11 protein-coding genes are annotated in these 13808 nt (G+C 32.7%); 7 read left to right on the top strand and 4 right to left on the bottom strand.

Annotation, left to right across the window (positions count from 1 at the left end; genetic code table 11):
• Positions 1 to 19 precede the first annotated feature (19 nt).
• Positions 20 to 2050, bottom strand: coding sequence for a M13 family metallopeptidase (locus ACRHNM_RS04450; protein ID WP_431134105.1), 2031 nt, complete (start codon positions 2048 to 2050; stop codon positions 20 to 22).
• Positions 2051 to 2234: 184 nt separating this feature from the next.
• Between ACRHNM_RS04450 and ACRHNM_RS04445 the strand changes: the two genes are divergently transcribed.
• Together ACRHNM_RS04445 and ACRHNM_RS04440 are read left to right on the top strand one after the other, a co-directional pair.
• Positions 2235 to 2975: an SDR family oxidoreductase gene (locus ACRHNM_RS04445; protein ID WP_431134103.1), complete on the top strand. Its 741-nt coding sequence runs from the start codon at positions 2235 to 2237 to the stop codon at positions 2973 to 2975.
• Positions 2976 to 2993: 18 nt separating this feature from the next.
• On the top strand, positions 2994 to 4391 hold the full coding sequence (locus tag ACRHNM_RS04440) for an NAD-dependent succinate-semialdehyde dehydrogenase (protein WP_431134101.1): 1398 nt from the start codon (positions 2994 to 2996) through the stop codon (positions 4389 to 4391).
• 96 nt (positions 4392 to 4487) lie between these two features.
• Here ACRHNM_RS04440 and ACRHNM_RS04435 read toward each other — a convergent pair whose 3' ends face one another.
• Entirely contained in the window at positions 4488 to 4994 is a 507-nt protein-coding gene (locus tag ACRHNM_RS04435; protein WP_431134099.1) for a peroxiredoxin-like family protein, read from the bottom strand.
• 54 nt (positions 4995 to 5048) lie between these two features.
• A complete protein-coding gene (locus tag ACRHNM_RS04430; RefSeq protein WP_431134097.1) occupies positions 5049 to 5675 on the bottom strand; it encodes an SDR family oxidoreductase in 627 nt (208 codons plus the stop codon).
• A gap of 239 nt (positions 5676 to 5914) precedes the next feature.
• On the opposite strand from ACRHNM_RS04430, the gene ACRHNM_RS04425 reads away from it, so the two are divergent.
• A complete protein-coding gene (locus tag ACRHNM_RS04425; protein WP_431134094.1) occupies positions 5915 to 6823 on the top strand; it encodes a peptidoglycan DD-metalloendopeptidase family protein in 909 nt (302 codons plus the stop codon).
• Here ACRHNM_RS04425 and ACRHNM_RS04420 read toward each other — a convergent pair whose 3' ends face one another.
• Positions 6824 to 7441, bottom strand: coding sequence for a hypothetical protein (locus ACRHNM_RS04420; protein ID WP_431134093.1), 618 nt, complete (start codon positions 7439 to 7441; stop codon positions 6824 to 6826).
• A 440-nt stretch (positions 7442 to 7881) separates the two neighbouring features.
• Here ACRHNM_RS04420 and ACRHNM_RS04415 point away from each other — a divergent pair, with 440 nt between their 5' ends.
• The 4 genes from ACRHNM_RS04415 (at position 7882) to ACRHNM_RS04400 (ending at position 13804) form a co-directional block, all read left to right on the top strand.
• Positions 7882 to 8337 (top strand): hypothetical protein, encoded by a 456-nt coding sequence (locus ACRHNM_RS04415; protein ID WP_431134091.1) that lies wholly within the window; start codon positions 7882 to 7884, stop codon positions 8335 to 8337.
• A 271-nt stretch (positions 8338 to 8608) separates the two neighbouring features.
• Positions 8609 to 9922: a hypothetical protein gene (locus ACRHNM_RS04410; protein ID WP_431134089.1), complete on the top strand. Its 1314-nt coding sequence runs from the start codon at positions 8609 to 8611 to the stop codon at positions 9920 to 9922.
• A 95-nt stretch (positions 9923 to 10017) separates the two neighbouring features.
• Complete coding sequence (locus ACRHNM_RS04405) at positions 10018 to 11481, top strand: gliding motility-associated C-terminal domain-containing protein (RefSeq protein ID WP_431134087.1); 1464 nt, start codon at positions 10018 to 10020, stop codon at positions 11479 to 11481.
• 1 nt (position 11482) lies between these two features.
• Positions 11483 to 13804, top strand: coding sequence for a PorP/SprF family type IX secretion system membrane protein (locus ACRHNM_RS04400; protein WP_431134085.1), 2322 nt, complete (start codon positions 11483 to 11485; stop codon positions 13802 to 13804).
• Positions 13805 to 13808: the final 4 nt, after the last annotated feature.

The raw sequence follows: 13808 nt of genomic DNA, 5'->3' as shown, positions 1-13808 counted from the left end.
CAGACTACCAGCTACTGTCTTACCAAATCTTAATCCGTTCATCTTCTGCTCTATAATTTACTTCTCCTTCTTTTACATTAAACGCTTCATAAAATGGTGTAAAATTCATCAATGGTCCATTAACTCGCCAGATTGGAGGCGAATGCGGATCAGTAGCAACATAATTACGTAGGTATTCATCTCTCACTTTAACACGCCAAATATTAGCTACCGATAAAAAGAAGCGTTGTTTTGGAGTGTAACCATCTATCTTAGTGGTGTCTTGCCCTTGTTCTGTCAATTTAAAAGCATCGAAAGCAATAGCAATCCCTCCATTATCTGCTGTGTTTTCTCCAACAGTTAATGCGCCTTTTAAGTGCACACTATCTAAGACTGTAAATGCATTGTACTGCTCGATTATTTGGTCTGTTTTAGCTTTAAACTTAGTGTAATCTTCTTCAGTCCACCAATTAGAAACATTACCATATTTGTCATACTGAGCGCCTTGATCATCAAAAGCATGTGTAAATTCGTGACCTATTACCATTCCTATTCCTCCATAATTAAGAGCATCATCAGCATATAAATCAAAATAAGGTGCTTGTAAAATACCTGCAGGAAATACAATCTCATTTAATGAAGGATTATAATATGCTGTCACAGTAGAAGGCGTTGTATGCCATTCATCTCTATTAGGCGCTTTATTTAATTGTTTCAATTCATATTCATAAGCATCTCTGCGTAAAGCAACTACATTTTCAAAAAATTTATCTCTGTTAATAGTGACGTCATAGGTTCTCCATACATCTGGATACCCTATTTTTTTATTGATTGTATAGAGCTTGTCTATCGCCTTTACTTTAGTACTATCACTCATCCAATCAAGATTCTCAATCCGTTTTTCTAATACTTTCTGAAAATTATTCACTAAATCTAAAGCACGTTGTTTAGCATCTTCATTAAAATAACGCTCCACATACAATTGCCCTAAAGCAAAACCTAATTGTCCGTCAACGCGACGTACCATTTGCTTTGTACGTGATTGTTGTTCTGACTGTCCCGATAATACCTTAGAATATTCGAATGAAGCATCCTGAAAAGGTTTACTCAAAATATTATCGTGTGAACCAATAGAATTTGCCTTTAAAAACAATTTCCAATCACTTAAAGATACTGACGCTAACATCTCATTCAATCTATCATAGTAATCAGGTTGTGCAATATCAACCGAATCAACCTTCACTCCTAAAGTAGTTAGCATACTTTTCCAACCAATATTGGTATGCTTTTCTTCTAAATCGGAAACTGCCATTTTATGATAGTTCTCTTTAATGATTCTGCGTTGAACCCTAGTTTTATGAGATTCTGCAAGTTGTTTTTCTATATTGTAAACGATATCAGCTTGAGTTTTTGCATCAGCATCACCAACCAATTCAAAAAGATGTGTCAAATAGGTTTTGTAAGCGTCTTGTATTTGTTTCACAGAAGAATCATCAGCAAAGTAATAATCACGATCTGGCAAACCCAAACCAGTCTGGCTAAAATGTAATATGTTAATGGAACTGTCTTCCTGATCTGGAGAAATGTAAGGACTAATTACGGAGTAATCTCCAAATTGTATTTGAGTGGCAACAAATTTGGTTAAAGAAGATATATCATTGATAGCATCTATTCTATCAAGTATAGGTTGAATAGGGTCAATGCCACGCTTATTGATACTCAAAGTATCCATTCCTGAGGCATAAAAATCACCAACTTTCTGTTCAATACTTCCATCAGGATGTTTTTCTTTTGAAACTTCTTCGAGAATATTCTTAAGCAATTCTTGTTGCGGAATATTTAAAAACCGATAAGCTCCAACACCTACCTGATCTTCAGCAATAACAGCATTTTCAAACCATGTCTTATTTACATGATTAAAAAAGTCATCTCCAGGTTTTATTGAAGAATCTATACCATCAATAACTATAGGTGCTATTGGTTTTTCAACTTGAGACATCTGAGAGGTTTTATCGTTTTTGCATGACGCAAAAATGAATAGGATAACCAACATGTATAAAATATTTTTCATGGCTTGTTATGTTTTAGTACTCAAAGATATATATTTCTATTTGCTCAAAATCATTTTTATCTGTTTTAAACTGTTTGGTCTTTCAAAATTTCTTCATATGCGTTAATATCGATTACAAATACGATAAGTCATTCATATTAGTATACTTACATTAAATCAAATTAGTTTAACCAAAATATAAAATATGAATTTAGAAAACAGAACCATCATTATAACAGGAGCATCAAGTGGAATTGGAGAAGCAGCTGCAAAAAAACTATCTAGTCATGGTGCCAATGTAGTACTAATGGCAAGAAGTACTGAAAAATTGAATGATTTAAAAAAAGATATTGAACAAAATGGAGGAAATGCTTTAGTTACTCCTGGTGATGTGACAAACAAAGGTGATTTTGAAGAGGTAGTGGCTAAATCTGTTGCTGCATTTGGAAAAGTAGACGGACTTATCAATAATGCAGGCCTCATGCCATTATCATTTGTAGAGAAATTGAAAACAGATGAATGGGAGCAAATGGTTAATGTCAATATTAACGGTGTTTTAAACGGTGTATCAACTGTTTTACCACAACTCATTGAAAACAATGGAGGAGACATCATTAATATTTCTTCAATGGCAGCACATAGATATTTCCCTGGAGGTGCTGTGTATTGTGCGACAAAATCTGCAGTAAAAATGTTTTCTGAAGGCCTACGTCAGGAATTAGCGCCTAAATACAATATCAATGTCACGTCTATTGAGCCTGGTGCTGTTGATACTAATTTAACAAGCACTATAACAGATGAAGACATTAAAGAGAAGATGTCCGAAATGCAAAAGATGACTACGCTTGAATCTGAAGATATTGCCAATGCAATTTATTACGCATTATCGCAACCGAAGCGCGTAAACATAAACGATATATACATTGTTCCTAGTGAACAGAAATAATAATTTAAAACTAAAAATATGCAAACTGAAACCAAAACAGATACTATTAAAACTGTAAACCCTTCCAACGGAAAGACTCTGGAAACCTATCCATATATGACAGATGATGCTGTTGAATCTATAATCGAAAAGTCACATAAGGCATTTTTAAACTGGCGACTCAAGTCGTTTGAAGATCGTGCAACCATCATTACATCTATTGGAGAAGAGCTTCAAAATTACAAATCAGAACTTGCCGAACTAATGACCGATGAAATGGGAAAATTGCTTACGCAAAGCAAACAGGAAATTGATTTGTGCCAAGCCATATGTAACTATTGTGCTAGTAATGCAGCAGAAAACTTAAAAAATGAAGAACGGAAATTATCTGATGGAGGAACAGGGATTATTACCTATGCTCCTATCGGAATTGTTTATGGTATTCAACCATGGAATTATCCTTCATATCAAGTCATACGTTATGCTATTGCTAATCTTATGGCAGGAAACAGTGTCCTGTTAAAGCATGCTGGAAATGTTACTGGAACAGCAAAACTTTTAGAATCCATCTTTAAAGCTGCAGGTTTACCTGAAGGTTTATTTAGCGTATTAGTCATTAATCATGAACAATCTGATACGATTATAAAACATAAATTAGTAAGAGGTGTCACATTAACTGGAAGCCCGAGTGCTGGAAAGATTATAGGTAAAAAAGCAGGAGAAGAACTTAAAAAAACTGTTTTGGAACTTGGAAGTAATGATGCTTACCTGATACTTCATGATGCAGACATTGAAAAAGCTGTGGAAAAATCGGTAAAAGGACGAATTTATAACAATGGAGAAACATGTATTGCAGCCAAACGTTTTATTGCTGTTGAATCTGTTTATGATACATTCAAAGAGGCTTTTGTAAATGCTATGAACGACTTGAAACTGGGTAATCCTAAACATGAAGATACTGATCTCGGTCCAATGGCACGCAAAGATTTAAGAGAAAAATTACATGATCAGGTTACTGAAAGTGTTGAAAAGGGAGCAACCATACTTTGTGGTGGTTCGCCAAAAGAAAGTGATGGTTTCTTTTATCCGGCAACCGTTTTAGAAAATGTTACTCCAGGACAACCCGCTTATGATGATGAGCTTTTTGGACCAGTCGCTTCTTTAATTAAAGCTAAAGATGATGAAGACGCAATGCGTATTGCAAATGATAGTAAATTTGGTTTAGGTGGAGGTATCTTTTCGAAAGATGTAGATCGTGCTACTAAATTAGCTGAAACTCATTTTGATACAGGAATGGTGTTTATCAATTCTTTTGGATTAGCTGAACCTAACATGCCTTTTGGAGGTGTTAAAGATTCAGGTTTTGGAAGAGAACATGGTGGCTTTGGAATGAAAGAATTTGTGAATGTGAAGTCGATAATGATTAGTAAAGACTAATTCTTTTTAATAGTTAACATATTAAAAAAACACCCAAATTATCTTATCTGGGTGTTTTTATTATTTTATTGTAAAATAATCGTTTCCAATTCTGACTTACACTTCTCCACGGGCTGGATAATCATTTTCCAAAACAAAATCTATAGATTTCAAGATGTCTTCAATTTTCGGGCGCGCAAACGGCATAGTCTGTATTGAGGATGCATAAAGTTCTTGATTAGGTCGAATTAAAAATAAGGCAGGCTCTAAAAACTGCTTTGGCTCATCTTTAATTCCATTTGACCTATATAAACTCCAGTCGTCTGCATTTTCTAAAGGAAAGTCATAACCTATTGGTAAGTCTCCAACATTCCATTCTTTATAGGATGCTTTAGCTTTCTCCTCTGTATCAGAACTTATAGCAATTACATTCACACCTTTATCATCAAATGCTTCCAAATGCTTTTGTAAGGTTTGTAAATATGTTTTACAGATAGGACAATGTTTACCTCTATAGAATACAACCATGGTAAAATGTTCTGGGTTTTGATCACTCAATCTCCATTTTGCACTATTAACTAAATTTATATGTAAATCTGGTGTTTTTGTTCTTGGTTTTATCATTTTTATCTTTTTTTAAGTTAAGAATTTCATTTATTTGATAATTCATAGTAGTGTTTAGATATCTTCTAACGCTTTACCTATGAGCGTTTCTCCTTCTAAAATTTCAAAAGTCGACTGGTTTACAGCGTCATCATGCAAAGAGCGAACTAAAGTTTGAGCCACATCGTCTCGGGAAATATTTCCAAATTCGTTAAGTGATTTTGCCAATTTTATTTTCCCTGTTCCTTTATTATTAGTCAAACTTCCTGGTCTTACGATAGTGTAATTCAGATTTGAAGACTTTAAAAATTCATCAGCATTATGCTTTGCCATTAAATATTCATAAAGATCATTGTTGGAATCAGGTTGCTCTGCTCCCATTGAACTGAGCATGACAAATTTTTTAATATTCGAATTTTGAGAAGCTTCAATCATTTTTATTGCACCTTCTTGATCGACTGACTTAACTTTTTCACCTCCAGATCCTGCAGCAAAAACAACTTTATTTGCATTGACTATGGTATGTGAAATATCATTTTCAAGATCGCCTAATACAGTCTCAATATGTTGTGCTTCAAATTGAGCCTTTTGATGCTCTTTTCTAACCATTGCAATAGGCTCAAAATATTGGGATGATTTTAATAATTTTACGACTTTCTTTCCGGTTGTGCCTGTGGCACCAGCAACTAATATATTTTCCATTTTGTTTTTATTTCAATATGAAGCATCTGAAGAGATAATTTTAATTTTAAGCATGAAAACTTTAACTCAAATCAAAATAGGAGGAAAAATCAGTTCTTTTATTAAATACATTGTAAATCGCGTGCGGGAAATAATGGGAGTTTATAAAGCATGATTTTTAGCTATAAAAAATTTAACATTTTTTCAACATTTTATTTTTTATATTCGGCAATCAAAAATTAGCATTTTTATTAAAATTTATGAAATCATTTTTTATCTGCTTCTTAACTGTAATGTGTTTCAGTGTTTATGCTCAAAAAAAACCTAATCTAAAAATCATAGATAAGTTTGATTTTGAGGTTATAAAAAAAGTAGATTCTACAGACGCAATCGCCAAGACTAACACTGTTGATTCTATAGATATCAAAGCAGAACATTGGGATCATACGGTTTACAACCCCTTTAAAGATGACGTAGTCGTTTTTCCGTTACAATTAGAATTTAGAGATTCTACTTACGCTTCTCCTATCAGTAGAAATAAAGTTGTAACATCACGCTATGGCTGGCGAAGAGGTCGTGCTCATAAAGGTATTGATATCGATTTAGTTACTGGAGACAGTTTATTTGCTATGTTTGATGGGATTATCAGAATGTCAAGGTACTCAAAAGGTCATGGTAAAACTGTAGTCATCAGACATTATAATGGCTTGGAAACAGTATATGCCCATTTATCTAAATATGGTGTTAAAGAAAACGACTCTGTATTTAAAGGACAATATATTGGAAAAGGCGGTGTTTCAGGAAATGCCAGAGGCAGCCATTTGCATTTGGTTATCAATTATAAAGGGATTGCTATAAATCCTGAGTATCTATTTGAATTCAATGAGTCTAATTCTATCAGAGCTAATGAACTTTGGGTAACACAACAATGGACACGTCCATATGTTCACAATTCAAAGCGACAAAGTAAAATTATTCCTTTATTATCTGAAAATGATGCAATGGCCAGCTTAAAAAAGCTTAAGAAAATTTATGTTGTTAAAAGTGGTGACACACTATCCAGAATATCAAGAAGGAATAACATCTCTATAGCTGCCATATGCAAAACAAATTCGATAAGTAAAAATTCTGTGATTAAACCAGGACAGAAATTAGTTATTGAAAACTAATTATTTTACTGAATTGGTATCCGAATTTAATACGATATCTTTCTGAACAACATACATTCCATCTTCTGTTTTGAGTTTAAGAATTCTTGTAGGATCGCCTTTTTTTGTTATTCGCTTACGACATGTTTTAGTTAAGAAAGAATCCTCATCAAAAAGAAATGAAGCCAAAGCATATGCTTCTTTTGTAGGTTCTTTTACAACAGGGAATAACTGTTGCAACATATTATAACGTCTGTCATTGCCTGGTACATAGGTATAAAAAGTATACAAACCATCAGCGTTTGTCTTTATCCAACCTCTGTTATGCACATAACGCTTTTCTTTAGAGTATCGCAAGTCGAAATCACCATTCTCATCGGCTTGGTCAATGTATAATATAACTCCTTTTGCAGGAGTCACACCATCGCCTTCGTAGATAGTTCCCGAAATTTTAAGTTTATTTGGTTTAGATTCAAAACCAGGAATAGTATCTGTATTGTTTAATTGAAGTTCTGCATAATCATATATAGGACTTCGATTTAAATAATCTTTTGAATCATCAGTAGAGGCTTGAGCACTAATTGAATAATTAGCTCCAATACAACACAGAAAACAAACAATATTGAATAGGTATTTCATTATAAATAAGCATTTTGGGTTACATCAAATTTCAATGATTTAAACCCAAAATCTTAAAAAAATCGAATTAACGTATGAATAGTACGACGAAATGACCCAGTTTGCAAAATCTACCGATTAATTACATCTATTTTATGTAGTTAACACATAACCTTTGAGGTTTAAAAACACAAAATCATGTGTCTGAGTATGTTTATAAATCCATTTTAAAAATATCAAAAGTTGTATCAAAAAAATAAAAAATAAACGTTTTTAAAGATTTAAAACAAACAAAAGTATTTCGTCGTAAAAAATTGCATTTAATCTAGTGAAAATGCACTTTATCCAAGAAATATGCATTTCATATACCAAAATAATTTGTAAAAAATTTAAAAATTAAGTTGTTTTTTTTAATAAAATGTATAGATTTGTTTCACCCAGATTAACTAAAAACCCAAAAAATGAAAACAAAATCTACTTTATTAATCCTTATTTTTTTCTTGATGACAAGCATGGGTTTCTCTCAAAAAAAGAAAGACACATCAATGAATATCATTAGTGGTAAGGTAAATATTTCAAAATACCACAACCATGATGAATTAGACAGAATGTCTAAAGGAGAATTACTTACTTTGTATACAGAACGTATTAAAGTTATAGTAAACATTTTACCAAATATTGCTTTTGCAACAAAACCAGGTATTACTATGTCTGATTTAGGTATACCAGATACAAAAGAAAATAAAAAAGCTTTGGAAAATAATATTGAAGCGTCGGTGAATTACTTCGATAGTACTATTGAGTTTCAGAAAACAATACTACCTTATTCTGATACAAGAGATTTAATTGCAGCAATTCTTTTTTATGAAGAAACTTTAAAATCATTACACACTTATAACGATTATAAAACTGATTAGTCTAGCTTAACTTTAGTTTATTATCAAACCTCAACCATGTGTTGAGGTTTTTTTATACTTATTACTTCTATTTTTAAAGATTTTGATTTTATGGTGATTAACAATTTTCAAATATTATCACTTACATATTTATTTATTTTGTAAGAAAATTCTTTTTAACATATTAAAACAATGCATTTTGTCGATATTATTTGCATTTCATAAGTATAAATCATATGTTTGATACAATATTTAAGAGCCCACTTATCTAAACTAAATGAATTTAACGACTATGAAAAAAATTACTCAAATTGCACTTTTGTTCTTCTTAGTGTATAGCAATGTATGTGCTCAGCAAGAAAAGGGAATAATTGGCTATGATAATTGGCTAAACCCTTGGACTGAATTTAAACCAAATAAAATTGATTACGTTCAACCTACTCAAATCTTAAGTGGTAATATTACCAGAGACACAAAATTATATAAAGGTGATACCTATCTGCTTTTAGGTGATGTGTTTGTTACAGATAGCACAACACTTACTATTGAACCTGGCACAATTATCCTTGGTGACTTCAAGACGAAAGGATCTCTTACTATAACTAATGGCTCTAAACTAATTGCCAACGGAACTCATACAGACCCAATCGTGTTTACATCTGGAAGAAGTCTAAAAAAACCAGGTGATTGGGGTGGACTTTTTATTCTTGGTGATGCACCAACTAATAAATTTGGAAATGAAGATGCATTAAATTACGGTTTAGCAACATCTAATTCAAAAGCCATTAGCTATGGAGGTGAAAACATTGATAGCAATTCAGGTATTCTGAAATATGTAAGAATAGAATTCGCTGGAAAGAGAACCAAAGACTATGGTTACTTTAACGGATTGACTTTAGCAGGTGTCGGACAACAAACCATTATTGAAAATGTTATGGTTAGCTACTGTGAAGGCAACTCTTTTAGTGTATTAGGAGGTAATGTTAACCTAGAAAAATTAGTGTCGTACAAATCGAGTATTAACGATTATGAATTTAATTATGGTGCCCAATGTAAAATATCAAATTCTTTAGCTGTGAGATCTCCTTATGCTTCTGGTGCAGAAGTTTCAAGATGTATTAATGCTATAGCATACGATAAAGAAGAAAATGTTGATTTGTCTAAACATCAAACTAATATCCAAGCAGAAAATCTAACACTGCTAAATCTGAGCAATGATCTCAACTATGATATCAAAATTGGATTGGTTAATGAAGCCATTTACATTGGTGAAAATACTACATTCACAATTGATAAAAGTGTAATCTCTGGTTTTAATCCTGCTGTAATTTTAGATAACAAGATTTCAATAAACAGTGAAAACTTAGACAAAATTGGGTTTACAAGAACTTATTTTAACAATTGCAAAGGCAACATCTTTATTAAAAATAATTCAAATAATGAAGATCTTGAAAATTGGTATGGAAACAGAGCATTTAACAATGTGTACTCTAAAGGTCCTGATTCTGAAACATTCATCGATGCTAAAGATTCTAAGCGACCAGATTTCAGATTAAGAATCAATAGAATTTTTGCTGCTAATGACGATATTGAAGATAATGATTAATCAATCGTATCACTTAAATTTTTCAGTTCTAACAATTCAAAACCTCATTTAATTACTAAAGCTTATAGAATAAAAAACTACAGCCCCAAACTAAAATGTATACTACTAAAATTGCATATAAACTATTTTTTATATTATGCTTTTTTGTCCTTTTAAATCAAGGCCAATTAAATGCACAAATAGTTATTGGAACTCCCAATCTGGGATTTAGTCAAGCATGTGCAAGTGATACTTTTAATACCTATAGCACAACTTTTGTGTTTTCACCTGCAAGTGCCTTAAATGCCTCAAATCAATTTACCATAGAAATGTCTGATGCTGATGGCGATTTTTCAAATGCAACAGTAATATACACTTCAAGTCCTGGTAGCATAACAACTTCACCTGCTACATTAAGTTTTTCTTTACCAGAAACAACAGCTGGCGAAAACTATAAAATAAAAATTAAAAGCAGTGCTCCTGTTGCCTCAAGTTCTGGTTCAACAACTTTTGCTGCGTACTATAAAATTCAAGATTCTCCATTTACTATAAATAATCTGGTAGCTACAGCTGCGTATTGTTCTGGTGGAAATTATCTTTTAACTATCGATAATCCTGGCTCTGGAACAAATGATTCTCCTCTTAATTATGCTTCTTTAACCTTTAATTGGTTTAAAGAAACAGGACCTACAACATCTGTCTTTATTGCTGAAGGCGCTTCGCTAACGGTAAATGAGGAAGGCACCTATTTTGTAGAAACAAATTATGGTACATGTACCTCTAATTCATTTTCAAATCGTGTTACCATAAGCGAAGTCCTTTCTGGTGAAGCTGAAGCTGGAATTTCATCCAGCTTAGGAAATCCGTTTTGTCCTGGTCAAGGTTTTACAACCTTATCAACATTAGCAGGAAATAGTTACCAATGGTTTAAAAATGGAGTTGTTATCCCTGAAGCTACAAATCAAATGTATGAAACTAATGAATCTGGAACTTACGCTGTTCAAGTCGATTTAGGAAATTGCTCAGCCACAGGTGCAATAGAATTGGTAAGCGAATTATTTGATGCCTCAATTAACGTATCAGAAGAAAATATAATTGAAGAAGATGAAATGCTATCCATTATCATAACAACCACAGCTATTGATCCTGAATTCGAATGGTATTTAGATGATGAATTAATAACGGATGCCACTGAAGATTATTACGAAGCTTCAGAACCTGGAACATATCGAGTAATTGCCAGTGAAACTTCGGGTTGTATTGCTTCAAGAGCATTTGAATTTGAAATTATTGAAGCCATCAATCCTTTTCCAGATGTAGAAAAGATTCCAAATATCGTAAGTCCGAATGGAGATGGATTTAATGACACATGGATTATTCCAACAAAATATGTAAACGGAACTAATACCAAGGTGATGATTATGACTAATCGAGGAAAAATAGTCTTACAAACAGATAACTATCTCAATAATTGGCCAGAAACCAATTTGAATTTAACATCTGTAAATCAAGTGTTTTACTATGTCATTACAACACCAGATAATGACACTAAAAAAGGCTCTATAACAGTAGTAAGATGATATGAAAACAATACTTATGGTTTTAGTATTATGTTTCTGTTCTATACAGATGTTCCATTCTCAAGAAGATGATGGAGTGGTCTCGCTTAGCCTTCCTGTAAGAAACTCTTTAACCTTTAATCGTTTTGCAATCAACCCTACATTCAGTTTTGTAAGAGAACAACATAAATACATTAGTATTTTCAATAAAAGAGAATGGGTTCAATTTGATCATGCGCCTCTCACCTACTTAGCAAGTTTTTCAGGTCGGTTTGGTGAAAATATTGGTGCTGGTCTTGGACTTTTTCAACAAGATTATGGTGTATTGACTACGTTTGGAGGAATTGCTAATTTTGCTTATAATGTTAGATTAGATCGAGATAGTAACTTAACTTTCGGACTTAATATAGGTGCTTATAAAAGCGGACTTAATTCTGGAAATGTCATTACTAATGTAGATGATCCTGCGCTACAAAACATTCCAGATAACTTCTTATTAACAATTAATCCTGGAATTAATTATGGTTTAGCTTTTATAGATCTTGGACTTTCGATAAACAATTTGGCTGTTTATAATTTTGAGTCCTCTGAATTACTACAAGACAATCCTGAACAAGGTATTCAAGCACACTTAATGTATACTGGTTATATATCCAGTAGAGGTTTTTTTGACGATGCTAAATTTTCAGGGCTTTTAAAATCTGAATTTAAAACAGATGAAACTATTATCTCAACGCAAGTAATGCTTACTGTTCCAAAAGGAATTTGGACTCAAATAGGTTATAATTCTGTCTTCGGAATGTCTGGTGGTGCTGGTATAAACATCACTCCGCAAATCGCGATTGAATACAATTTTGAAAAGGCTATTGGTGATTTAACAGATTTTGGTCCTTCACATGATATTACACTCGCTTACAGATTTAAGAATAGAGACCGTTACGATTATAGTAGTGGTGATGAAGTTGCCGGATTAATTTCAGGAAATAAAAGAAAACCAATTATTTCAAAAATATCGAAAACAAAAGCTGAAGCCAATCGAAAATTAGCAGCTGAGAAAAAAGCTGAAGAAGCTGAAGCAAAACTAGTGGCACAACAAAAAGCGCAACAAGAAGCAGAAGCTCAAGCAAAACTAGAAGCACAACAAAAAGCACAGCAAGAAGCAGAAGCTCAGGCAAAACTAGAAGCACAACAAAAAGCACAGCAAGAAGCAGAAGCTCAGGCAAAACTAGAAGCACAACAAAAAGCACAGCAAGAAGCAGAAGCTCAGGCAAAACTAGAAGCACAACAAAAAACACAGCAAGAAGCAGAAGCTCAGGCAAAACTAGAAGCACAACAAAAAGCGCAGCAAGAAGCAGAAGCTCAGGCAAAACTAGAAGCACAACAAAAAGCACAGCAAGAAGCAGAAGCTCAGGCAAAACTAGAAGCACAACAAAAAGCGGAAGAAGCTAAAAATGAATTAATCACAAATCCAAAAGACAAATTGGGTAAATCAATGTTAGCCATAACCCAGCAGACTGAAAATGCTAAAAAATCACAAAGCGATTTATTAAAGCAATTTGATGACATTGTCGGTATTAAAGACAAAGACCTCAAAGACTTAAAAGAGGAAAATGATTTAAGTGAACAAGGTATTGCTGTACAACCTAAACCTTTTAAGAGCATTACGGCAGAAAATAATAAATTAAATACTATAAAAACCAATTTAGATAATATCATTAAATCAAGGAATGAGAAGATTAATGAATTACAAGATTTATATGATGAGAACTTTGAAACTGACACCATTTATAATGATGAAGTGTATTTGCACTATAAGAAAACCTTAAAACGATTAAAAACAGAACAAGCTGAGGCTGTTGCTACAAAATCTCAGTTAGAAAAAAGACTTGAAGATATTAAAGTTGCTACTGAATTTGAGAGACGACGACGTATTAAGCGCGCAGCATTCGACAATGAAGAGAAACGTTATTCACAAGATAGAGCAACATTAAAAAATATTAAGCAAACAACCGCTATTAATAGTTCTGTTTTAAAAGAAGAAGACTTTGATTTTGGAGAAGAACAAACCAATAATATTCAGATTCTCAAGAATATAAAAAACGTTGAGAATGGTTATTATCTAATTATAGCAGTGCATACTGATAAAGCAAAGAGAGATGATTTTGTAACCAAAGTAGTAGCATCTGGGAGAACCAATGTAGACTTCTTTTACGATGTCAATACCAGTGAATATTATATCTACTACGATAAGTTTAATAGTATAGAAGAAGCTAATGAAGCATTGAAATCAAAAGGAAACAGACCATACAACAAAAAAATGTCCCTCGTAAAAATTGAGAATTAAAAAA

Source organism: Psychroserpens mesophilus (assembly GCF_050617655.1).
In the GTDB taxonomy this organism is placed as follows: Bacteria; Bacteroidota; Bacteroidia; order Flavobacteriales; family Flavobacteriaceae; genus Psychroserpens; species Psychroserpens mesophilus_A.
The sequence above is the reverse complement of the archived record's forward strand: the minus strand, read 5'-3'. Positions and strand labels throughout refer to the sequence as shown.